19 protein-coding genes are annotated in these 21401 nt (G+C 67.1%); 6 read left to right on the forward strand and 13 right to left on the reverse strand.

The window, feature by feature from the left end:
- Positions 1–11: 11 nt before the first annotated feature.
- Positions 12–1559: a methyl-accepting chemotaxis protein gene (locus NUV79_RS02750; protein WP_257731558.1), complete on the reverse strand. Its 1548-nt coding sequence runs from the start codon at positions 1557–1559 to the stop codon at positions 12–14.
- Between the two features lie 209 nt (positions 1560–1768).
- Between NUV79_RS02750 and NUV79_RS02755 the strand changes: the two genes are divergently transcribed.
- The 4 genes from NUV79_RS02755 to NUV79_RS02770 all read left to right on the forward strand — a co-directional run bounded on the left by NUV79_RS02755 (position 1769) and on the right by NUV79_RS02770 (position 6002).
- Entirely contained in the window at positions 1769–2428 is a 660-nt protein-coding gene (locus NUV79_RS02755) for a glutathione S-transferase family protein (RefSeq protein ID WP_257731559.1), read from the forward strand.
- A gap of 99 nt (positions 2429–2527) precedes the next feature.
- Entirely contained in the window at positions 2528–3409 is an 882-nt protein-coding gene (locus NUV79_RS02760; protein WP_257731560.1) for a DMT family transporter, read from the forward strand.
- Positions 3410–3488: 79 nt separating this feature from the next.
- Positions 3489–5165 carry an acyl-CoA dehydrogenase family protein gene (locus tag NUV79_RS02765; protein ID WP_257731561.1) on the forward strand — a complete coding sequence of 559 codons (1677 nt, stop codon included), beginning with the start codon at positions 3489–3491 and terminating at the stop codon, positions 5163–5165.
- A gap of 102 nt (positions 5166–5267) precedes the next feature.
- Positions 5268–6002, forward strand: a complete 735-nt coding sequence (locus tag NUV79_RS02770) for an SIMPL domain-containing protein (protein ID WP_257731562.1) — start codon at positions 5268–5270, stop codon at positions 6000–6002.
- 9 nt (positions 6003–6011) lie between these two features.
- Here the strand turns inward: NUV79_RS02770 and NUV79_RS02775 are convergent, their stop codons facing one another.
- The 4 genes from NUV79_RS02775 to NUV79_RS02790 form a co-directional block, all read right to left on the reverse strand.
- Positions 6012–6917: a hypothetical protein gene (locus NUV79_RS02775; protein WP_257731563.1), complete on the reverse strand. Its 906-nt coding sequence runs from the start codon at positions 6915–6917 to the stop codon at positions 6012–6014.
- Positions 6914–7954, reverse strand: a complete 1041-nt coding sequence (locus NUV79_RS02780) for an aspartate carbamoyltransferase (protein WP_257731564.1) — start codon at positions 7952–7954, stop codon at positions 6914–6916. Before NUV79_RS02780 ends, NUV79_RS02775 begins: the two co-directional genes overlap by 4 nt.
- A gap of 50 nt (positions 7955–8004) precedes the next feature.
- Complete coding sequence (locus NUV79_RS02785) at positions 8005–9948, reverse strand: putative bifunctional diguanylate cyclase/phosphodiesterase (protein ID WP_257731565.1); 1944 nt, start codon at positions 9946–9948, stop codon at positions 8005–8007.
- A gap of 128 nt (positions 9949–10076) precedes the next feature.
- Entirely contained in the window at positions 10077–12032 is a 1956-nt protein-coding gene (locus tag NUV79_RS02790) for a bifunctional 2',3'-cyclic-nucleotide 2'-phosphodiesterase/3'-nucleotidase (RefSeq protein WP_257731566.1), read from the reverse strand.
- A gap of 114 nt (positions 12033–12146) precedes the next feature.
- On the opposite strand from NUV79_RS02790, the gene NUV79_RS02795 reads away from it, so the two are divergent.
- Positions 12147–12773 carry a glutathione S-transferase family protein gene (locus NUV79_RS02795; protein WP_257731567.1) on the forward strand — a complete coding sequence of 209 codons (627 nt, stop codon included), beginning with the start codon at positions 12147–12149 and terminating at the stop codon, positions 12771–12773.
- A 7-nt stretch (positions 12774–12780) separates the two neighbouring features.
- On the opposite strand, the gene NUV79_RS02800 is transcribed toward NUV79_RS02795, so the two are convergent.
- The 3 genes from NUV79_RS02800 to NUV79_RS02810 all read right to left on the reverse strand — a co-directional run bounded on the left by NUV79_RS02800 (position 12781) and on the right by NUV79_RS02810 (position 15482).
- Positions 12781–13635, reverse strand: coding sequence for an HTD2 family dehydratase (locus tag NUV79_RS02800; RefSeq protein ID WP_257731568.1), 855 nt, complete (start codon positions 13633–13635; stop codon positions 12781–12783).
- Complete coding sequence (locus tag NUV79_RS02805; RefSeq protein ID WP_257731569.1) at positions 13632–14777, reverse strand: CaiB/BaiF CoA transferase family protein; 1146 nt, start codon at positions 14775–14777, stop codon at positions 13632–13634. The genes NUV79_RS02800 and NUV79_RS02805 overlap by 4 nt, the downstream gene beginning before the upstream one ends.
- Positions 14778–14954: 177 nt before the next feature.
- Positions 14955–15482: an Lrp/AsnC family transcriptional regulator gene (locus tag NUV79_RS02810; RefSeq protein WP_257731570.1), complete on the reverse strand. Its 528-nt coding sequence runs from the start codon at positions 15480–15482 to the stop codon at positions 14955–14957.
- A gap of 48 nt (positions 15483–15530) precedes the next feature.
- Between NUV79_RS02810 and NUV79_RS02815 the strand changes: the two genes are divergently transcribed.
- A complete protein-coding gene (locus tag NUV79_RS02815) occupies positions 15531–16730 on the forward strand; it encodes an MFS transporter (protein WP_257731571.1) in 1200 nt (399 codons plus the stop codon).
- Here NUV79_RS02815 and NUV79_RS02820 read toward each other — a convergent pair.
- The 5 genes from NUV79_RS02820 to NUV79_RS02840 all read right to left on the reverse strand — a co-directional run bounded on the left by NUV79_RS02820 (position 16720) and on the right by NUV79_RS02840 (position 21290).
- Positions 16720–17844 carry a zinc-dependent alcohol dehydrogenase family protein gene (locus tag NUV79_RS02820; protein WP_257731572.1) on the reverse strand — a complete coding sequence of 375 codons (1125 nt, stop codon included), beginning with the start codon at positions 17842–17844 and terminating at the stop codon, positions 16720–16722. The genes NUV79_RS02815 and NUV79_RS02820 overlap by 11 nt on opposite strands.
- 77 nt (positions 17845–17921) lie before the next feature.
- Complete coding sequence (locus NUV79_RS02825; RefSeq protein WP_257731573.1) at positions 17922–18659, reverse strand: ABC transporter ATP-binding protein; 738 nt, start codon at positions 18657–18659, stop codon at positions 17922–17924.
- 11 nt (positions 18660–18670) lie between these two features.
- On the reverse strand, positions 18671–19414 hold the full coding sequence (locus NUV79_RS02830; RefSeq protein ID WP_257731574.1) for an ABC transporter ATP-binding protein: 744 nt from the start codon (positions 19412–19414) through the stop codon (positions 18671–18673).
- A complete protein-coding gene (locus tag NUV79_RS02835) occupies positions 19411–20415 on the reverse strand; it encodes a branched-chain amino acid ABC transporter permease (protein ID WP_257731575.1) in 1005 nt (334 codons plus the stop codon). Before NUV79_RS02835 ends, NUV79_RS02830 begins: the two co-directional genes overlap by 4 nt.
- On the reverse strand, positions 20412–21290 hold the full coding sequence (locus NUV79_RS02840) for a branched-chain amino acid ABC transporter permease (RefSeq protein WP_257731576.1): 879 nt from the start codon (positions 21288–21290) through the stop codon (positions 20412–20414). The genes NUV79_RS02835 and NUV79_RS02840 overlap by 4 nt, the downstream gene beginning before the upstream one ends.
- Between the last annotated feature and the right edge of the window lie 111 nt (positions 21291–21401).

A 21401-nucleotide genomic window follows, 5' to 3' on the forward strand; every position in this document is an offset into this window, starting at 1 on the left:
GTTCGGGCCGCTCAGGCGGCGCGCCCGCCGGCATTCGCCGCTTCCATGCGGCGCAGGAAGTCGTCGACCGAGGTGGCGAGCGATCCGGCCACCTCGGCCATCACCTCGGCGGCCTGCCGGGCCTTCCCGATCTCTGTCTTGGTCTCGCCCACGGCGTTGTAGGCCTCTTCGACGCGCTCGGTCGCCTGGCGGCTATGATCGGCGGCGGAGTCGATATTGCTCGCCATCGCAGCGGTGGAAGCCCGCTGCTCCTCGACGGCCGAGACGATGGCATGCGTGACGTCGTGGACATCGAGGACGGCCTGCCGGATCGCCTCGATCGAGCGCGTGACATTCCCGGCCGAGGCGCCGATCGCGCCGATCCGCGCGATGATTTCGTTGCTGGCTTCGGCTGTCTGCGCGGCCAGGCCCTTGACCTCGGCGGCGACGACGGAGAAGCCGCGCCCCGCATCGCCGGCACGCGCCGCTTCGATCGTCGCGTTCAGGGCGAGCAGGTTCGTCCGGCCGGCGATCGCCTGGATCATCTCGACGATGCCGGTAATGCCCTGCATCACGGCCGAGAGCTGGGCGATGTCGGTCATCGCCGTCGCGCTGATCGAGACGGTCTCGCTGATCACGGCGCCGGCGCGATAGGTCCGCTCGCCGATCAGGGCGATCGCGTCGTTGAGCTGGCCGGTGCTGGCTGCGATGGCGTCGATCTCGCCCGTGGCGCTTGCGGCGGCGCTGCGGGCGGCGCCTGCCTGGCCAGCTGTTGTTTCCGCTGCTCCGGAGAGCGAAGCCGTGCTGGCTGCGATGCCACGGGTCTCGCGTCTCACCACATCTTGGAAGCCCGCCATCGACCGGCGAAAGTCCGCGACGACTTCCATCAACTCCTGATGCCGCCGGCTCGTCTCGTCACGTTCCGTCAGGGCGTCGTGCTGGAGCCGAGTGCGTTCCCGGCTGCTTTCGATCGCGGCATTGCGGCCGCGCACGGCATCCGCGAGCGTCGCGCCATAGGCGGTGACGTGACGGGTCATGAACACCAGATAAAGCGCGAGCAGGATCGCTGCCGTCGCCGCGGTCTCGAGGGAATGCTGGGCGAAGGCGAGGGTGCAGGTCACGCCCAGCGTGAGGCCGTAGATCAGCGCCGCGCGCGGCACGACGACGAAGCGGGTCATGCCGCTGGCGATCATGCCGGTGATGACGAGGCCAATCGCGATGTTCTCGCGGGGATCGGTGGTCGGGCCAGCGATCCAGGGCAGCGCGCCCCAGATCAGCCCGAGAACAGGCGCCCGAAGATGCACGATCCGCATCGGCCAGGGCGAGCGCTCATGCAGGCGGCTGCGCCAGGCGGCGATATCGAGCCCCATCGACAGCGAGTAAGCCAGCGTGACGAGTGCCCAACCGATCAGGACCGGCACCCGGTCGGGGCGCCATAGCATGGCCGCGACGGCGATCACGGCGGCAAAGTTCAGGATCGCCGAAGCCAGCGCATTGCGCGCGAAGGTGGCGAAGCCTTCATGCTCGCTGTCGAGCAGTTCGGCGCCTTCGGCAGGAAGAGGGGAAGAATCGCTGGGCATCGTCACAAACGTTGGTCGCAGGCGACATTGCGCCGGCCGCATTGAGGATTGGTTGACGATGCGGAAGGGGGCGTTTCGGATTTCGTTAACGATTGCGGCGCGGCGAATACATGCGTCGGAGTGATCCTGTGGATTGCCAAAAACTGATTGCAAAGTGCAATCAGTTGTTCTATGCAGGGCTCCGCTCAGCCGCACGAAGGAGAGAACCCGTGTCGCTCACGCTCTACGCCCATCCGTTCTCGTCGTATTGTCAAAAAGTGCTGGTGGCGCTCTACGAGAACGCGACGCCCTTCACCTATCGCCAGCTCGGCCCGGAAGACCCGGAGGCCGGCGCCGAATGGGTCAGGCTCTGGCCGCTGAAAAAGATGCCGGTGCTCGTCGATGGTGGTGCACCGATCTTCGAATCCAGCGTGATCATCGAGCATCTCGACCTGTTTCACCCTGGGACCGCCCGGCTGGTGCCGGCCGATGCGGAGCAGGCGCTCGACGTGCGGCTGATGGATCGCGTCTTCGACAATTACGTGATGACGCCGATGCAGGCGATCGTGTTCGACCATCTCCGACCAGTCGACGACCGCGATCCCTTTGGCGTCGCCAGGGCGCGCGAGCAGCTCGACGACGCCTACCGTTGGTTGGATGGCGCGCTCGCCGGTCGGCACTGGGCCTGTGGCGACGATTTCAGCCTGGCCGATTGCGCGGCGGCGCCCTCGCTGTTCTATGCCGACTGGGTCCACGAGATCGACGAGGCATTCGGCAACCTGCGCGCCTTCCGGTCTCGCCTGTTGGCGCGGCCCTCCTTCGCGCGCGCCGTCGAGGAGGCGAGGCCCTTTCGCAAACTGTTTCCGCCGGGCGCCCCCGATCGCGACTGAGCTCATCCTCGGCGGAAGCATGGGTAGGGCGCGTTCCTGCGCTGTCAGGCGCTGAGGATCGGGGCTAGAGACGATCAGGTCCGGCGGTTTCAGGTTCTGATGTCTTCGCCTTTCATCCTGCGCGCGATACCGCTGGTCTTCACCTTCCTCTGGTCCACGGGCTGGATCGTGGCCGGCTATTCGGCCCGCTATGCCGATGCCTTGACCTTCCTGATCGTGCGCTTCGCCAGCGCCGCGCTCATTGTCTCGCTGCTGGCGCTGGCGACCGGCGCACCCTGGCCGCAGGGCTGGCGCGCGCTGCGCAATGCCGCGATCTCCGGCATCCTGCTGCATGGCATCTATCTTGGCGGCGTCTGGTGGGCGGTGCGCCATGGCCTGCCCGCCGGCATTTCCGGCCTCATCGCCGGCCTGCAGCCGGTGTTGACGGCCCTTTTTGCGCCCGCGCTGCTGGGGGAGCGCATTTCGCCGATCCGCTGGCTCGGCATCGTCTGCGGCTTCGTCGGCATCGCGCTGGTGCTGCAGCCGCAACTGGCCGGGGTCGCGCCCGCCGCGCTCTGGGGCGTGCTCGGGCCGATCCTGATCAACGTGATCGGCATGTTCTCGGTGACCTTCGGCTCCTTCTACCAGAAGGCCCATGTTTCCACCGGCGACCTGCGAACGGTCACCGCGATCCAGTACATCGCCGCCTGCCTCGTCCTCCTGCCATTCGCCTATGCCCTGGAGCCGATGCGGATCGAGTGGAACCTGACCATGTGGCTGGTGCTGGGCTGGTCGGCGGTCGTGCTCTCGCTCGGCGGCATCGGGCTGTACTTCTTCATGCTCCGGCGCGGCGAGGTCTCGCGCATCGCGACCTTCCTCTATCTCGTGCCGGCAGCGGTCGCGGTCGAGGCCTGGCTGCTCTTCGGGGAGACGCTGACCCCGCTTCAGATCGGCGGCATGGCGGTGACGATCCTCGGCGTCGTGCTCGCCAGTCGCAAATAGGCGCCTCCCCAAAAGGAGGGTTTCGGTTTGCCGCGATCTCCCTTTATGCTGCGTCGCAACAAAGGGAGGGTCGAAGACCATGAACGCCAATACGGCCGCAAAGGCTGAGCATCGTGCGGATGCGGTTGAACTGATTTCGGCAGCGCTCCCCGGTCTGGAGACGCTGTTCCAGGAAGCCGTTGCCGCAGTGCGGCAGAAGGTTCTCGTCGATGGCCGCATCTCGTCGGCGCGGCTTGAGGCCGAGCAGCACGCCGCCCATGGCCTGTCCTGGCTGGCGACCTATGTCACAGCGCTGCGCGAGCTGGCCGCCTATGGCGAGCGCCTGCGCGCCGAGGACCGCTACGGCGCCATCGAGGACTATGCGCTGCGCATCGGCGCCGGCGAATACGCCGCCCAGATATTCGGCGGCATTCCGATGAGCCAGGGCGAGATCCTCCGCCTGCCGGCGCTTGGCCTGTCGCAGAAGGCGGTCGCCGCGGCCTGCTCGGACGCCGTCGATGCCCTCATCGCCGAAGGCAACACGCCGGAGAACCGCGCCCGCTTCGTCGCGCTCTTCAGCCAGGACCAGGGCGCGGCCAGCATCGGCGATACCGGCCTCGACGAGACTCTTGAAGCGATCCGCTCGGAGATGCGCCGCTTCTGCGCCGCCGAAGTGACGCCGCATGCGCATGAATGGCACCTGGAGAACGAATACATCCCGATGCCGGTGGTCGAGAAGATGGCCGAACTCGGCGTCTTCGGCCTGACCATCCCCGAGGAATTCGGCGGCATGGGCCTATCGAAGGTCTCGATGTGCGTCGTCTCGGAAGAGCTGTCGCGCGGCTATATCGGCGTCGGCTCGCTCGGCACCCGTTCGGAGATCGCGGCCGAGCTGATCCTTTGCGGCGGCACCGACGCGCAGAAGGAGCATTGGCTGCCGAAGATCGCCTCGGGCGAGGTCCTGCCGACCGCCGTCTTCACCGAGCCCAATACCGGCTCCGATCTCGCCTCTCTGCGGACCAAGGCGGTGAAGGAAGGCGATGTCTGGAAGGTCCATGGCAACAAGACCTGGATCACCCATCCCGTCCGCGCCGACATCATGACGCTGCTGGTGCGCACTGACCCGTCCGAGCCCGGCTACAAGGGCCTCTCGATGCTGATCGCCGAGAAGCCGCGCGGCAGCGATGCCGATCCGTTTCCGGTCGAGGGCCTCACCGGCGGCGAGATCGAGGTTCTCGGCTATCGCGGCATGAAGGAATACGAGCTCGCCTTCGACGGCTTCGAGGTGAAGGGTGAGAACCTGCTCGGCGGCGTGCCCGGCCAGGGCTTCAAGCAGCTCATGCAGACCTTCGAGGCGGCGCGCATCCAGACGGCGGCGCGCGCCATTGGTGTCGCGCAATCGGCCTTCGATCTCGGGCTGCGTTATGCGCAGGAGCGCATCCAGTTCGGCAAGAAGCTGATCGCCTTCCCGCGCGTCGCCGACAAGCTCGCGATGATGGCGGCCGAGATCCTGATCGCCCGCCAGCTCACCTATTTCGCCGCCCGGGAGAAGGATGCCGACCGGCGCTGCGACCTCGAAGCCGGCATGGCCAAGCTGCTCGGCGCCCGCGTCGCCTGGGCCGCGGCCGACAACGCCCTGCAGATCCATGGCGGCAACGGCTTCGCGCTGGAATATCCGGTCAGCCGCGTGCTCTGCGACGCCCGCATCCTCAACATCTTCGAGGGCGCGGCCGAGATCCAGGCACAGGTCATCGCGCGGCGATTGGTCGAGGAATAGCCAGGCGCGGCGGCCTGTCGCGCGGTGTCGTGATAATTTCGACAAGATGTCCCGGCTCGGATGCGACGCCGGCCGATGGAGGTCGGGTCAACAGGAGACATCATGTCGAATCGCCTTGCCTTTGCTCTGGCCGGAACCGTGCTCGTCGGCGCGGCTGCCTTGCTGTCCGCCCCCGCTGCAGCCCAGCAAAGCCCGTCGCAGCCCAGCCCGCGCATCAGCGTGACCGGGGAGGGCGAGGTGAATGTCGCGCCGGACATGGCGATCCTGAACCTCACCGTCCTGCGCGAAGCCGAGACGGCGCGCGCCGCGCTCACCGCCAATAATGAGGCGATGAAGCAGGTGCTGGCCGCGCTCAAGGAAGCCGGCGTCGCCGAGCGCGATCTCCAGACCTCGGGCCTCAGCATCCAGCCGCGCTATGCCCAGCCGGGCAAGGACCGCGCCGGCGAGCCGAAGATCGCGGGCTACAGTGTCAGCAATGCGCTGACCGTCCGGGTCCGCAACCTCGCTGACGCCGGAGGCATCCTCGACAAGGCGGTCGGGCTCGGCGTCAACCAGGGCGGCGGCATCGCCTTCGTCAAGGACGACATGAAGCCGACGCTGACCGAGGCGCGCAAGCGCGCGGTTGCCGATGCGGTGGCGCGCGCGAAGACCCTGGCCGAAGCGGCGGACGTCAAGCTCGGCAAGATCCTGTCGATTGAGGAACAGTCGGTTATGGCGCGCCCGATGCCCTATGGCGGCGCCGTGCGCATGGCCGCCAGCGATGCGGCCGTGCCGCTGGCGAGCGGCGAGAACACCTACAGGACGCAGGTCAACGTGATCTTCGAGATCACGCCCTGATACCGGTTTCTAGGCGCGCCCGGCTCGTTCCGGGCGCAGCTTCGCAGCCACCGAAACCGGCAGGCTGGTGATGACGACGCCGCAAAGCACCCAGAGCCCCGGCAGCCACAGCTCTGCCGGCGGCAATTCCGCCAGCAGCAGATAGGCCGCCAGCGTGATCAGCGGCACGCGCAGCGTGTCGGCGCTGCAGAGCTGTAGTGGCGAAGCGTGGCGTGAGGCATTGGCGAGCGCCGCCTGCGAGACGAAGCCACCGACGATGAGCGCGAGCACCGCGCCGCCGATCACCGCGAGTTCGGGCAGCGCGAAGGCCAGCCGATAGGGCTGCGACGGCGGCGACCACTGTTCCGGCACGAAGAGCCAGAGCAGCAGATAGAGCGGTAGCTGGATCGCGTGCATCAGCAGTACGATCGAGAGCGTGCTGCGTTGCGCCGCGAGCCGCGCCAGCATCAGGTTGGTGGTGGTCAGCACCGCGACGGCGCCGATCGCGATCGCAAGGTCGCGGTTGGGCACGGCATTCAGTTGGAACACCAGGAGCCCGATCCCGGTCGCCAGAACGGCGAGCCCGACCGTCGCAACGGTGCCTGGGCGTCGGCGCAGGGCCAGGAAGAGCAGCACGGCCGCGAAGAGCGGGCCCGAGAACTCGATCGTGGTCACCAGCGCGAGCGGCAGATGCGCCAGGCTCCAGATCAGGGCGAGCGAGCCGAGGAGATGCAGGACGCTGCGGGCGACATCTTCGCGCAATTTGGGGGGCAGGACGTTGCGGCGCTGTTCGGGCTCACCCGCCCAGACCGCGGCCCCGGCGATGGCGAGACTGCCGACCGAGCGCAGGAGCCCGATCTCGATGACCGTGAGATAGCCGGAGAGCAGGCGGATTGAGACGGCGATCGCGAGATAGGACGCCAGATAGGCGCTCATCCACCCGAGGAAGGCCGGAAACCCTCGGCCTGTCCCGTCCAGGGAATTCCCAGCAGCATGCGTTCCAGGATGGCCATTCGCATCGGCACGGACAGCTGGACCTGGCGGAAATAGCCTGCGTTCGGGAGGCTGTCGCATGAGGTGTCGAGCTCCGAGAAGCGCGGAAGCGGGTTGAGGATCAACGTGTCTGAACGGGCGTCTAGGACCTTGCGGGCAGTCAGGGTGAAGGGTTCGCTCTCTTTTTCCTTGTCCACGGCTTCGTTACCGAGCGAAGCGTGGGCGAATTTGCTCATGTCCTGCATCTGGATGCTGAGGACATCGTGGTCGAGGGTGTGGCGGATGTCGTGCACGAGGCCGACCTGAGTGCCGAGATCGGCAAGCACGGTCATCGCCTCGCGCATCGCGGGGTTGATCGGCACATCCGGCAGGCAGCACAGCGTGAAGCGCCTCGGCGGGGAGAGGCGCAGCATCTTCACGAAGGAGATCGCGAAGCGCGCCCGCGAATCGCTCGACAGCGCGATGCTCAAAGTCTCGAGCGGGCCGCGCATCTGTCGGATGGCGAAGATGTCGACCAGAGCCTGTGTCGGATGTTCGTCGGCGCCGTTGCCGGCATTGATCACCGGCAGGTAGCTCAGGCGCCCGACGCGGTAGGGCATGTCCTCCAGGTGCGAGCGTACGATCAGCAGGTCGCTGTAGAGCTCCACCGTATGAATATGGTCCTCGATCGACTCGCCGGTGGCCGTGCCCATCCGGCTGCGATCGGTGTCATAGGCGTCGATCGATTGGTGGCCGAGTCGCGCGGCGGCCGTCTGGAAGCCGAGGCGGGTGCGCGTGCTGCGCTGGTCGAACAGGGTGGCGATCACCTTCGGGCGGCGGCGCGGTGCCGGCGGCTGCTCGGGCAGGGGTAGGCCGGCCTTTTCCAGTTCCTCCTCGCGCAGATGCCGCTCGGCGCGTTCGATGATGTCGTCGAGGTCGAATCGCGACACGGCATCGGCGCTCAGCAGATCCTTCCCGCTTGGATAGTTCGGGCGTTGCATCAGCAGCCTCTAGGCCTCCGGCTCGCGCGGTCGTCTGCGTCCGGGGCGTATCAGGCAACCTGACTGAAGCGACCCGGCTTGCGCGAGCCGGAGCGCGAGCGCGCCGACCCCATCCGCCCCGTGGGAACACGGTTGCCGATCATGGGCAGCAAATCCGCCGCTGTCATCGGCCGGGCGAAGATATAGCCCTGAATGCCGTGGACGGCGTGCTTTTCGATGACGGTGAGCTGCTCCTGCGTCTCCACGCCCTCGACGATCAGGCGCAGCTTCAGGTCATGCGCGAGCTGGGCGATCGCGTTCATCAGCGAATCCGCCTTGCGCGAGGTGCCGATCTCCTGGGTGAAGGCCTGGTCGATCTTGATCGTGTCGATCGGCAGATGCGCGAGATAGCTGAGCGAGGAATAGCCCGTGCCGAAATCGTCGAGTGCGATCCGCACGCCGAGCGCGCGCAGCGCCACGAGGCGGGAGACGACATGGTCGGGATCGTCGATCAGCGAGCTCTCGGTGATCTCGATCGTCAGGCGCTGGGGCTCGATGCCACTCATCCTGAGCAGGGCCTCGACGACGCCGACGATATCGTGGCCATGGTCGAACTGGCGGGCCGAGACATTGACGCTGACGCCGACGCTGCGCGGCCAGGACAGCGCCGAGCGGATCGCCTCGCCGAGCACCCAGGAGCCCAGCACGGTGATGAGCCCGGTCCGCTCGGCCAGCGGAATGAAGATCTCGGGGCTTACCATGCCGCGACGCGGGTGCCGCCAGCGCAGCAGCGCCTCCGCCATGGTCGCGGTGCCGGAGCGCGGGTTGTAGATCGGCTGGAAATGCAGCTCGAACTCGCCGCGGCGGATGGCGTCGCGCAGCTCGGTTTCGAGCGCCACGCCGTCCTCGTGCTCGTTGCGGATCGCGTCGGTATACATGACGAAGCGGTTCCTCCCGTCGAGCTTGGCCCGGTAGAGGGCGATGTCGACGCATTTCAGGGCCTCGTCGATCGAGGCGGCGCAGCCGGCGGGCGCGATGCCCATGCTGGCGGTTGCGGTGATGTGGCGCCCGCCGATGACGCGCTGGCCGGCGAGCATCATGACGAGGCGGGCCGCAAGCGCGCTCGCACCCTCGGCATCGCGCGAGGTCGCGACCATGAACTCGTCGCCGCCGGTGCGCGCCGCGATGTCGCCGACGCCGAGCTCGGCGATCAGCGTCTCGCTGAAGCCTTGCAGCAGGGCGTCGCCGATATCGTGGCCGAGGCTGTCATTGATGCTCTTGAAGCGGTCGATATCGATCGAGATCAGCGTCACCGCCCGGCCGGACGCCGCCATCTGCCGGATTTCACGCATGAAGCCGCGGCGATTGTAGAGGCTGGTGATCGTGTCGTTGACGGCCAGGTGCTCCAGCTCGCGCATCGTACGCAGCCGGGCAAGGAAGATCTGGTGGATCACCTGCGCGCTGGAGAAGGTCAGGACGGTGGTCAGCGCGACCGAAAGGCCGATCACCAGATAGGCCGGATCCCCCGTCCAGAGCAGGGCGAATGTGAACGGCATCGCCGCTGCCAGCACTTGCACGCGGGTGATCACCGGCCGCGAGCTGTTGCGTCCGGAAATCCCGGCGAGATACCCGATGGTCTGAGCGATCGCGAGCGCGGCGACGGGCTCGTAGGTGTAGCGCAGGATGGCATAGCTGCCGAAGGCCGAGATCAGTGCGGCGGTCGACCAGGCGCCGGCCATGGCGAGATTTTCCAGCGTGCCGATCTGGCTCTCGCTGGCGGAAGCGAGGTGGATGCCTTTGTAGTAGCGATGCGACAGATAGCGGAACACGCCGATCGCGATCATGATCGCAGCCATCGCGTAAAAAACCACGTCGTCGCCCGTCAGGAGCGCGCTCGCGGCCAGCACCGCGGCAACCGTGACGGTGCCGATGAAGATCGTTCCGGGCGTGGCATAGAGCGCGGCCACAAGCTCGGATTTCATCGAGGTATCGTTCTCGTGAACGTCGACGATCATCAGCCGTCCCGTCGTTATGTCTGATTTACGCGGCGTACCCTCTATTCTCGCTAAAAATCTATTAAAGAACTGTATGTCGCGTCGGAGGTTTCGCCGACAAATTATGATTCACGCCTGATGCTGCGCAGTCAGCCGCGCAGCCGGTACTTGGCGAAACCTTCAGGGCCATCGCCGGCCGGCTCTGCCTTGAGGCCTGCGGGCAGTTTGCCTGCCGCTGCCGGCGAGGTGAGGAAGGTCGCATGGACGCCAGCCGGCAACGGCGCGAGCGACCAGTTGCCGTCGGCTTTCGGGTCGATCGTCTTCTGGCCGAGGATATGGCGCACGATCACATCACGGTTCAGGTCGGGCGCTTCCAGCACCACCGTCGTCTTCGTGCCCGGGAAATTGCCGCCGCCGGACGCACGGTAATTGTTTGTAACGATGAGGAATTCCGCCTTGTCGTCGATCGGCTCGCCGGCGAAGGCGAGGTCGAGAATGCGGCGTGCTTCGGCTGCGACGAGCTTGCCGTCATTGTCGTAGCGCGAGGGTTGCGTGACGTCGATCCGGTAGGTCACGCCGTCGATCACGTCGAAATTGAAGGCGGGGAAGGCCAGGTTGATCAACGGCTGCTCACCGCTCTTGGCGGGGTCGATGCGGTTGAAGATGCCGGCGGCGCGTTCCAGCCATTCCCTTACGTCGTGCCCGCTGACTTTCACGATCTGCACCGTATTGGGGTAGAGATAGATGTCGGCGATGTTCTTCAGCGCCAGCGGCCCGGCGGGAATGTCGGTGTAGAAGGACGGGCCGGAGCGGCCGCCGGACTTGAACGGCGCTGCCGCCGAGAGGATCGGCAGGTTCTTCCAGCGCGTCTGCGCCATCAGCGGCTTGACATAGGCGATCTGCGCCTCGGCCACGATCTGGATGGAAGGATCGTCCGCCACCAGCGCGAAATAGGAATTGATCGGCGCGGCCGTGCTGCCGACCGGTTCGCGCATATAGGCCAGCGTCGCTTCGTGGTCGGCCTTGACCGCGGCCAGGACCGTCGGTTCGGCGGTAGCTTTCGGCACGATCTTGCGATCGGGCGTGCGCTCGTAGATCGGCTTCGCCTCGACCTTGAAATCGGCGATCGTCCAGCGCTCGCCGCGCTTTTCCAATTCGAGGTCGACGATGCCGAGATGCGAGCCCCAGAAGCCGGGCTGGCAGGCAGGCTTGCCATTGAGCGAGCCCTTGACGTTGTCGACGCCGGCAATGCCGTCGAAGGACTTGCCGCCGGGAAAGACCAGGTGCTGGTGGCCGGTCAGGATGACGTCGATACCCTCGACCTTCGAGAGATGAAGCGCCGCGTTCTCCTCCATGCCACGTCGCTGGCCGCCCGCGATGCCGGAATGGCAGAGCGCGATGACGAGGTCGGGCTGGGCGTCGCGCAGGTCCGGCATGTGCTTCTCCGCGGCGTCGACGATGTCGGTCGCGACGATCTTGCCCTCGAGATTGCCCTTGTCCCATTGCATGATCTGCGGCGGCACGAAGCCGATCACGCCGATCTGCAGCACATGCCGGTTGCCGGCCTCGTCCTCGAAGCTCTGCTCGAACAGGCGCCAGGCATCGACCAGCGGCCCACCGCCGACCCGCTCGACATTGGCGCAGACCATCGGGAACTCCGCCTTGGCGAGGCCGTGGTCGAGGAACTCCAACCCGTAGTTGAATTCATGGTTGCCGAGCGTGCCGCAAAGATAAGGCAGGGCGTTCATCGCGGCGAGCATCGGATGGGTGTCGCCGGCCTTCAGTCCCTTCTTGTAGGCGATGTAGTCGCCGAGCGAGGAGCCCTGCAGGAAATCGCCATTGTCGAAGAGCAGGCTGTTCTTCGCGTCGGCCTGCGCCGCCTTGATCAGGCTCGCGGTCTTGGCGAGGCCGACCGTGTCGTCGCCGCCGTCGCGGAAATAGTCATAGGGCACGACGTTGACGTGAAGGTCGGTGGTTTCGAGCACGCGCAGCTTGAGCTTTGCCGGGGCTTGCGCGGCGGCCGTTCCCGGCAGCGCGGCAGAGGCGGCGATCGCGGCTCCGGCCTTGAGCGTCTCGCGACGGTTGAGACGATGATCCCTTGCCATGCCCGGCTCCCACTATCCTTGCCGGGACAGGACGTTAGCATTGCGGCGCGGCCGTGACACCGGGAATATGCCGGGCTCGCCGCCTGTTCGGAAGATGGTGAACGGAGAAAACCGATGATCCTGATCGGTCAGTATGACTCGCCCTTCGTGCGCCGCGTCGGCATCACGCTCGCGCTCTACGGCCTGCCGTTCGAGCATCGCCCCTGGTCCGTTTTCTCTGATGGCGAGAAGGTGCGCGCCTTCAATCCGCTGATGCGGGTGCCGACACTGGTGCTTGGCGACGGCGAGGTGCTGTTCGACAGCGCCGACATGATCGATGCGCTCGACGATCTCGTCGGGCCGGAACGCGCGCTCTGCCCACGCAGCGGTCCGCTGCGGCGCCAGACCCTCTCCGTCGTGGCGCTCGCGATGGGAGCGGCCGAGAAGGCGGTCAGCCTGTTCTACGAATTGCGCCTGCACGAGCAGGTCTCGGCAGTCTGGTCGGAGCGCTGCAGCAGCCAGATCCTCTCGGCGTTGGCCGCGCTCGAACGCGATCGCGCCGCCCGCACCACGCCCTATTGGTTCGGCGAGACGCCGGGCCATGCCGACATCGCGGCAGCGGTGGCCCTGCGCTTCATCGCCGAGGCGCATCCGGGACTGGTCGATGTAGCTGCAATGCCGGCCCTTGCCGCTCATGCCGCAGGACTGGAGGCGCTGCCGGTCTTCGTAGAGATATCCCAGCCCTTCGTCGCGCCGGCTTGAGGCGCCGTCACGCCGGTTGGTGAAAGCCTTCCATGCGGACCCGCCCGTCGACACCCTCGGTCCAGCCCCTGACGCTGCCATCGGCCTGCCGCTTCGCCTTCACGCGGAAGACGTCGCCGGCGATGAGCGGGCTCAAACCGCGATAGTCGAGCCGGATCGGCGCGCCTTCCGTCAATGTCGCGATGATGTTGGCGATCAGCGTCGCTTGGATCGGCCCGTGCACGACGAGGCCGGCATAGCCTTCGGTTCCCGTCGCATAGGGGAAATCGTAGTGGATGCGGTGGCCGTTGAAGGTTAGCGCCGAGTAGCGGAAGAGCAGCAGCGGGCTGCCCTCGACCTCCCAGACGAGATCGGCGAGCTCGCCCTCGGCAGCCGGACCTGACGCTCCGGCTGGAGAGGTGCCGGGTTGCGCCGCCTCGCGATAGACGATGTCGTGCCGCTCGCGCAGCGCGACGCCGCGCTCGGTCGCATACTCATGATGGACGGCAACGAAGCAGAGCGGGCCGCTACGCCCCTCCTTGTAGGCGATATCGCCGATGCGGGAACGCCGGGTGACGCGGTCGCCTTCGCGCAGCGGCGCCAGCGTCTCGATCCGCCCGCCGGCCCACATCCGCCGCGGCAGCGGCACTGGCGGCAGGAACTCGCCCTTGGCGGCATGGCCGTCAGGGCCGCTAGCCGCGATATCCGAGATCGGCGGCGCCAGGCACCAATGCAGCGCCAGCGGCGCCTCTCCCACCCCGTGAGGCGCGAGATGGCGGCCGAACGTGGCCGTGAAGCTCTGCACCAGGCGCGGCGTGATGATGTCCTCAGCTTCCTCGGTCTTGCCGATCCAGCTCGCGAGCCGGGTAATGTCGATGCTCATGCGCGGCTTCCCTCGGTCTGGCGGGTGAATTCGGCGCGCAGCGCCGCGTCATGCTGGCCGAGCGCAGGCACCGGCCGCATCGCGACGCGCTTGCCATCAACCACCACTGAGGGCGCCAGCACCTCGACCGGACCGTTCGGCGTCGGGACGGGCAGGGCGGTCGCGGCCGGATGGTCGATCAATCCGCCGACCGTGGAGACGGTCCCATAGGCGATCGCGTGGCGATCGAGCGCCGCAGTGACATCTACGAAGCGCCGCCGGCCGAGCCGCGCCTGCACCTCGCCATCAAGCACGGCGCGTTCCTTCACCCGCAGCACATTGGAGGCGAAGCGCGGATCATCGGCCAATTCGGGGCTTTCCAGCACGTCGCGGGCGAAGACCTGCCATTCCCGCTCGCTCTGGATCGAGACCAGCACCTCGCCGTCGAGGAGCGAGAACACGCCATAAGGCGCGATCGAGGGATGGGCGAGCCCGACCCGCGCCGGCTCGATGCCGCCATAGCGACGCGTCAGATAGGGCACGTTCATCAGCTCGGCGAGCGTGTCGAACAGCGAGAGCGCGATCGCCGAGCCTTCGCCGGTGCGCGCCCGCTTCAGCAGGGCTTCGAGGATCGCGGCATAGGCGGCCTGTCCGGTGGCGATATCGGCGATCGAGACGCCGATGCGCGAGGGGCCGGAATTGGCGGTGCCGGTGATGGCGGAGAGGCCCGATTCCGCCTGGATCAGCAGGTCATAGGCCTTGCGCCGCTCATGCGGCGTGCCCGGCGCATAGCCGGAGATGTCGCAGGTGATCAGGCGGGGATGGCGTTGCCGGAGCGTCGCGCTGCCGAGCCCGAGCCGCTCACTGGCGCCGGGCGCGAGGTTCTGGATGAAGACATCGGCCGACGCGATCATCGCCTCGACCAGCGCGAGGTCGTCAGGCTGGCGCAGGTCGACCCGGCAGGATTCCTTGCCCCGGTTGATCCAGACGAAATAGGAGGACTGTCCCTTGGCGAAGCCGTCATAGCCGCGCGCGAAATCGCCTTCCGGGCGCTCCAGCTTGATCACGCGCGCGCCGGCATCGGCGAGCTTGCAGCTCGCGACCGGCGCGGCCACCGCCTGCTCCAGCGCGACCACGACGAGACCTTCCAGCGCATTCGACATCGGCATTCCCTCGGCAGTCGGGAGAGGAAGAGCGCCCCCAAGCGGCCGAGTCAAATCGCAGCCGTCATGCGCCCGTGATGAAGCTGGTGTGCGATTCCGGTGTCGCGAAAGCCGCTTGAATCAAGATGTGATGAGCGGGCGCTATGCCTTTGACAGGACGGATCAAATGCAGCCGGTCTATCCGGCCGCCGCCGGCTTTGGCCAGCTCGCGGTGATGCCGGGCTGCACCGGCCGCTCCAGATAGGTCGAGAGCACGACATAGCTGCGCGTCGCCTTGACGCCGGGCGTGTCGTAGAGCCGCCCAAGCAGGCCTTCGAGCGCATGGGTGTCGGTGGTCCGGACCTTCAGGAGCATGCAGGTATCGCCCGCGACGGAGTGGATCTCCTCGACCTCGGGATGCTCCTTCACCGCCATCAGCGCCGGCGTCTTGCCCCAGCCGGTGGTGTCGACATGCACGAAGGCGAGCAGGGTCTTGCCGGTGGCCACCGGCTCGATCAGCGCCGCGACCTGCCGGATCGCGCCGGATTGCTTGAGCCGCTTGATCCGCTCATGCGCGGCCGGCGGCGACAGCCCGACCTTCTCGCCGATCCGGGCGTAACTCTCCGTCGCATCCTCGACCAGAACGCCTAACAGCTTTCGGTCCATCGCATCGAGCGAGCGTTCCGCCACGCGTTCGCGCCGAACGCCATCTGTTTTTTGATCCATCGCCGTGAATCCGATTGAACCTGAATGATGTTCGGCCATTCTTTGCTCATGCCGAACATGAATCAACATTCTTCTGTCTCGGCCATGCCGGCCGTCCGCATTCCGGCCGCAGCCTATGCGCTGTGCCTCTGCATCGGCGTCATCGGCTCGAACTCCCTCGTGCTCGGGCCGATCGCGCCGCAAGTTGCCGAGAGCTTCGGCCGCGGCACGCCGGCCGTGATGACAGCCTCCGGCGCCTTCGGCATCGGCACGGCGCTGGCGGCGATCCTGCTCGGCCGCCTCATAGATCGCTTTGGCGCGGGTGTGACGCTGCGCGCGGCGCTGGCGCTCTTCGCCCTGGCTTTGGTGGCGAGCGCCGCAGCACCCATCCTGCCGATGCTGGTGGGCGCCCAGTTCGTCGCCGGTCTTGCAGCGGGCGTGGCGCTGCCCTCCATCTACACGCTCGCTGCCGCGGTCGCGCCTGCCAGGCGCGAGAGCGACACGATCGGCATCGTGCTCTCAGGCTGGACGCTGAGCATGGTCGCGGGCGTCTCGCTCTCGGCGGTGCTGGCCGACAGCGTCGGCTGGCGCTTCGTCTATGGCTTCGCCGCCGCTGCCAGCGCGCTCGCGCTTCTGGTCGCGCAAGCGATGAAGCTGCGGGTTGCGCCGGCCGCAGCCACGACCTCCTCGCCATTGGCTGCGTTGCGGGTGCCCGGTGTCGTGCCGCTGCTGACCGCCTGCGCCGGCTTCATGGCATCCTTCTACGGCGTTTACGCCTATATAGGCGACCACCTGCATCGCACGCTCGGCCTCCCGCTCAGCGCCAACGGACTGCTCGCGTTGACCTATGGCCTCGGCTTCGGCGCCGCCGCTTTCCTGGATGGCCTGATCGACCGCTTCGATGCCGGGCGCTTCCTGCCGGTGATGTTTCTCGCCGTCGCCTGCGTCTATCTCGGCATGGGCGCCGCCAGCGGCAGCTATGTCCTGACTTTGGCGGCGGTATTCCTCTGGGGCCTCGCCAATCATTTCGGGCTGAACGTGCTGATCATGCGCCTCGGCGCGCTCGATCCCGCTCGTCGTGGCGCTGTGATGGGCCTCAACAGCGGCGTGACCTATCTCGCGCTCTTCGCCGGCACGGCCTCGTTCGGCGCGCTCTATACGGCGACCGAATTCGCCATCTTGCCGATCGCGGCGGCCGGATTGATGCTGCTGGCCGCGCTCTCGGCGAGCCTTGCCCGCCCGAGGAGCGCGCCGCGCGTCACATCCTGACGATGTGGCGGATCGTGCGGCCTTCGTGCAGCGCGTCGAAGCCCTCGTTGATCTCGTCGAGGCTGCCCGAGCTGGTCCAGAGCTTGTCGACCGCCAGCCGGCCGCGCTGGTAGAGCTCGATGAAGCGCGGGATGTCGCGCGAGGGCACGCAAGAGCCCACATAGGACCCCTTCAGCGTCCGCTCCTCCGCGACCAATCGGACCGGCGAAAGCGAGAGCGTATGGGCGGGATTGGCGAGCCCGGCCGTCGTCGTCGTGCCGCCGCGCCGCGTGATCTGGTAGGCGAGGTCGAGCGCTTTCACCGAGCCGGCCATCTCTAGCCCGTGATCGACGCCGCCCTTGGTCGCTTGCCGGATCGCCTCGATCGCATCCGGCGTATCGGCCTTGAAGGCGTCGGTCGCGCCGAGCGCCAATGCGAGTTCGAGCTTGTCCTGCGCGAGATCGACGGCGATGACGCGCGAGGCGCCGCAGGCGATGGCGCCGAGCAGCGCCGAGAGCCCGACGCCGCCGAGCCCAACCACCGCGACCGTCTCGCCGGCCTTGATCCGCGCCGTGTTCACGGCGGCGCCGACGCCAGTCAGCACGGCGCAGCCGAACAGGGCCGCGATCTCGTGCGGGATATCCGCCTCGATCCTGACCAGCGAGCGGCGCGAGATCACCGCATGCTCGGCAAAGGCGGAGACGCCGATATGGTGATGCACCGGCTGGCCAGCGATCGAGAGCCGCCGTCCGCCGCCGAGCATCTCGCCGCGTCCGTTGGCGGCATTGCCGGGTTCGCAGAGGGCAGGGCGTCCCTCGGCGCAAGGCATGCAATGTCCGCAGGACGGCACGAACACCATCACCACCCGGTCGCCGGGCTTGAGATCGTCGACGCCTTCGCCGGTCTCCACCACCTCGCCGGCCGCCTCATGGCCGAGCACCATCGGCACCGGGCGAATACGGTTGCCGTCGATCACCGAGAGGTCGGAATGGCAGAGGCCCGCGGCGCGAACCCTCACCAGGACCTCGTCGCGGCCGGGCGGAGCGAGATCGAGCTCCTCGATCCGCAGCGGCCGGCTCTGCGCATAGGGCGCCGCAACCGGGCTGGCGTTCAGGACGGCGGCGCGAATCTTCATGGCTGGGCTCCGATCTCGGTATCCGGTGCCATCCCGACAGGAGAGGGCGCCGCTGTCAAAGCTTGACGCCTGCGCCGTCAGGCCGCGTCGGTCAGCGTGCCGCCTAGGAAGAGCTGGCCGATGCGCGGATCGGCGAGGATCTCCGCCGCCGGCCCCTGCATCCGGGTGCGGCCGAGTTCGAGCACCAGCCCTTCGTCGGAAATCTCCAGCGCCGAACGGGCGTTCTGCTCGACCATCAGGATCGAGACGCCTTTGGCCCGAAGATCCCTGAGAATGCCGAAGGTCTCCTGCACCATCAGCGGCGAGAGGCCGATCGAGGGCTCGTCGATCAGCACGAGCTTGGGATCGAGCAGCAGGCCGCGCACGATCTCGAGCTGCTTCTGCTCGCCGCCGGACAAGGTCGAGGCCTGTTGGTTGGCCTTGCGACGGAGCGCCGGGAAGCGGTCGAGCGCCTCTTCAAGCCGCTGGGGCATGTCGGTGATCCCCGCGCCGGCGGCGACCGTGCCGAGCTCGATATTGTGGCGCACCGAAAGCTCGGGAAAGATGTTGCGCCCCTGCGGCACGTAGCAGATGCCGGCTTCGAGCAATTTGCGCTGGTTCCAGCCGGTGATGTCGCGTCCGTCGAAGCGGATGCGGCCTTCGCGCAGCTTGAGCAGGCCGAAGATCGCCTTGAACACGGTCGACTTGCCGGCGCCGTTTGGCCCGATGATGGTGGTGATCGCGCCGCGCTTCACCGCGAAACTCGTGCCGTTCAGGATGGTCATGGCGCCATAGCCGCCGACCACGCCATCGAGTTCGAGGATTGGGGTGCTCATCGCCGCGCTCCTCAGTGTCCCAGATAGGCTTCGATCACGGCCGGGTTGGCGCGGACCTCGGCCGGCGTGCCCTCGGCCAGCACCTTGCCCTCGGCCAGCACGATCACGCGCGTGCAGAGCGACATCACGAAATCCATGTTGTGCTCGATCACCACGAAGGTCGCGCCCTGCTCGACATTGATCGCGCGCAGCCGCTCCTTGAGATCGCCGAGCATGGTCAGGTTCACGCCGCCGGCCGGCTCGTCGAGCAGCACGAGACGCGGGCCGGCCATGAAGGCCATCGCCGCGTCGAGCAGCTTCTGCTGCCCGTAGGACAATCCCCCCGCCTTGGCCGACGCGAGATGGCCGAGCTTGAAGAAGCCGATCATCTGCTCGGCCTTCTCCGACAAGCCGGCATCGCGCTCGCCGAACAGCCGGCCGAGCATCGAGCCTTGGTGCTCCTGTCCGGCGAGGATCAGGTTCTCGCGGACCGAGAGTTCCGGGAAGACCTGGAGGAGCTGGAAGGTGCGGCTGACGCCGAGCCGGTTGAGCGCGGACGGCCGCATGTTGGTGACGTCCCGGCCGTCGAGCTTCACCGCGCCTTGCGTCGGTTCGAGCTGGCCGAGGATGCAGTTGAACAGGGTCGACTTGCCGCAACCGTTCGGCCCGATGATTCCGAGGATTTCGCCCTCCTTCACCGAGAAGGAGACGCCGTTGACGGCCTTGATGCCGCCGAAGGCCTTGTGCAGGTCGTGGACTTCGAGGACCGGGCTCATCGCGTGCCCCCGGTCTTGCGGCGGAGCGCATTCCAGCCGCGCTCGATCAGGCCGCTGACGCCTTGCGGGCAGATGACCAGCAGCGCGAGCACGATCGCGGCGAAGATGATCAGGTAGAGCGAGCCGGCGAAGCGCAGCCATTCCGGCAGCACGACGCCGAGCAGCGCGCCGACGAAGGGGCCGAAGAGATAGCCGGCCCCGCCCGCGACGACCATCAGGAGCAGGAACAGGCTCTGCGACAGCGAGAAGGGCGAGGGGTCGATGAACTCGACCAGCGGCGCATAGAGCGCCCCCGCGAAGCCGCCATAGGCCGAGCCGATGGCGAAGGCGAGCAGCGTGTAGGCGCGGGTATCGGTGCCGAGGCTCGCGGCCCGGACCGGGTTCTCGCGCAGCGCCGTGAAGGCACGGCCCCAAGGGCTGCGGATCAGCCACCACAGCTTGAGCGACAGGATCAGCGTGACCACGACGACGAAGCGATGGAATTCGAGCGCGCCGAACAGCTTGATGCCGAAAAAGTTGGGCCGGTTGATGTTGGAGATGCCGAAGACGCCGCCGGTCAGCCATTGCTCGTTGCGGAGCACCAGCCAGATCAGCGTCGAGAAGGCGAGCGTGACGAAGGCGAGGTAATGCGTGCGGACACGCAAAGCCGGGAAGCCGAGCAGCAGGCCGACCGCGAAGGTCAGCAGGCCCGACAGGGCGAAGGCTACATACCAATTCACCCCGTATTTCGTGGTCAGGATCGCGGTCGTGTAGGCGCCGAGACCCATGAAGGCGGCCTGCGCCAGCGAGGTCTGGCCGGCATAGCCGAGCGTCAGGTTGAGCCCCATCACGCCGATGCTCATGACGAGCCAGAGCGAGAGCACATAGGTGCCGTAGCGGCCCATCCCGACTGGCGCGAACCAGAGGATGACGGCGCCGAGGATGAGCCCGATCAGCGCGGCATCGATGCGGCCGGTGGCGCGGCGCAGGGGCGCCGAATTCTGGACGGCGGGGGCGCTCATACGCGGCGCTCCTCCTTGCGGCCCATCAGCCCTTCCGGTTTGATCAGGATGATGGCGACGAGCAGCACCAGCGGCACGGCCAGCCGGTACTGGGTCGAAATGTAGGCGGCGGCGAGTGAATCCGCGACGCCGATCAGCAAGCCGCCGACCAGCGCGCCGCGCACCTGGTTGAAGCCGCCGACGATGGCCGCGATGAAGGCGAAGAGGCCGATGGTCTCGCCATTCGAGAACTTCGCCAGATAGATCGGCGAGATCAGCAGCGAGGCGACGACGGCGAGCGCGGCATTGAGCAGGAAGGTCAGCAGCACCATCCGCTCGACCGGGATACCGAGGATGCGCGCGACGGTCGGGTTCTGCGCCGTCGCCTGCATTTGCCGGCCAAGCTTCGTACCGCCGACGAACCATTGCAGCAGGCCGATCGCCGCGAAGGCGACCACGATGATCGCGAGATGCTGCAGCGAGATCGATGCGCCGAGCAGGTTGACCATGTCGGTCGGCACCAGCGAGGGGAAGCTCTGCGCCTCTGCCGAGAAGCCGTCCTTGGCGCCTTCCTTCATCACGATCGAGAGCGCCATGGTGGCGATGGCGAGCGGCAGCACGCCGTGCTTGATCATCGGATCGACGACCACGAGCTTGAAGCCGGCGCCGAAGATCAGCAGGAAGACAGCGATGCCGAGCAATCCGCCGGCCCAGAGCGGCAGGCCGAAGAGCTTGACCGCGAGCAGGATCAGCACGGCCGGCAGCATGACGAACTCGCCCTGGGCGAAGTTGATCGTCTGCGAGGTCTGCCAGACCAGCGTGAAGCCGATCGCGGCGAGCGCATAGATCGCGCCCGTGGCGATACCGGCAATGAGATAGGCGATGAATTCGGCCATGGCTTCCGCTTTGTGCCCAACCTCATGTCATCCCGGGCGACCGCAGGGAGACCCAGGATCCATTCCCGAACCTTGTCGATGAAGGCTCAGGCATGGATCCCGGATCCTCGC

Source organism: Allobosea sp. 47.2.35 (assembly GCF_024655635.1).
Lineage (GTDB): Bacteria > Pseudomonadota > Alphaproteobacteria > Rhizobiales > Beijerinckiaceae > Allobosea.

What these genes read in the sequence shown, in the direction of transcription:
- NUV79_RS02750 (WP_257731558.1), bottom strand. Translation starts at nt 1,559, where the DNA reads ATGCCCAGCGATTCTTCCCCTCTTCCTGCCGAAGGCGCCGAACTGCTC.
- NUV79_RS02760 (WP_257731560.1), top strand. Translation starts at nt 2,528, where the DNA reads ATGTCTTCGCCTTTCATCCTGCGCGCGATACCGCTGGTCTTCACCTTC.
- NUV79_RS02765 (WP_257731561.1), top strand. Translation starts at nt 3,489, where the DNA reads ATGAACGCCAATACGGCCGCAAAGGCTGAGCATCGTGCGGATGCGGTT.
- NUV79_RS02770 (WP_257731562.1), top strand. Translation starts at nt 5,268, where the DNA reads ATGTCGAATCGCCTTGCCTTTGCTCTGGCCGGAACCGTGCTCGTCGGC.
- NUV79_RS02775 (WP_257731563.1), bottom strand. Translation starts at nt 6,917, where the DNA reads ATGAGCGCCTATCTGGCGTCCTATCTCGCGATCGCCGTCTCAATCCGC.
- NUV79_RS02780 (WP_257731564.1), bottom strand. Translation starts at nt 7,954, where the DNA reads ATGCAACGCCCGAACTATCCAAGCGGGAAGGATCTGCTGAGCGCCGAT.
- NUV79_RS02785 (WP_257731565.1), bottom strand. Translation starts at nt 9,948, where the DNA reads ATGATCGTCGACGTTCACGAGAACGATACCTCGATGAAATCCGAGCTT.
- NUV79_RS02790 (WP_257731566.1), bottom strand. Translation starts at nt 12,032, where the DNA reads ATGGCAAGGGATCATCGTCTCAACCGTCGCGAGACGCTCAAGGCCGGA.
- NUV79_RS02795 (WP_257731567.1), top strand. Translation starts at nt 12,147, where the DNA reads ATGATCCTGATCGGTCAGTATGACTCGCCCTTCGTGCGCCGCGTCGGC.
- NUV79_RS02800 (WP_257731568.1), bottom strand. Translation starts at nt 13,635, where the DNA reads ATGAGCATCGACATTACCCGGCTCGCGAGCTGGATCGGCAAGACCGAG.
- NUV79_RS02805 (WP_257731569.1), bottom strand. Translation starts at nt 14,777, where the DNA reads ATGTCGAATGCGCTGGAAGGTCTCGTCGTGGTCGCGCTGGAGCAGGCG.
- NUV79_RS02810 (WP_257731570.1), bottom strand. Translation starts at nt 15,482, where the DNA reads ATGGATCAAAAAACAGATGGCGTTCGGCGCGAACGCGTGGCGGAACGC.
- NUV79_RS02815 (WP_257731571.1), top strand. Translation starts at nt 15,531, where the DNA reads ATGCCGAACATGAATCAACATTCTTCTGTCTCGGCCATGCCGGCCGTC.
- NUV79_RS02820 (WP_257731572.1), bottom strand. Translation starts at nt 17,844, where the DNA reads ATGAAGATTCGCGCCGCCGTCCTGAACGCCAGCCCGGTTGCGGCGCCC.
- NUV79_RS02825 (WP_257731573.1), bottom strand. Translation starts at nt 18,659, where the DNA reads ATGAGCACCCCAATCCTCGAACTCGATGGCGTGGTCGGCGGCTATGGC.
- NUV79_RS02830 (WP_257731574.1), bottom strand. Translation starts at nt 19,414, where the DNA reads ATGAGCCCGGTCCTCGAAGTCCACGACCTGCACAAGGCCTTCGGCGGC.
- NUV79_RS02835 (WP_257731575.1), bottom strand. Translation starts at nt 20,415, where the DNA reads ATGAGCGCCCCCGCCGTCCAGAATTCGGCGCCCCTGCGCCGCGCCACC.
- NUV79_RS02840 (WP_257731576.1), bottom strand. Translation starts at nt 21,290, where the DNA reads ATGGCCGAATTCATCGCCTATCTCATTGCCGGTATCGCCACGGGCGCG.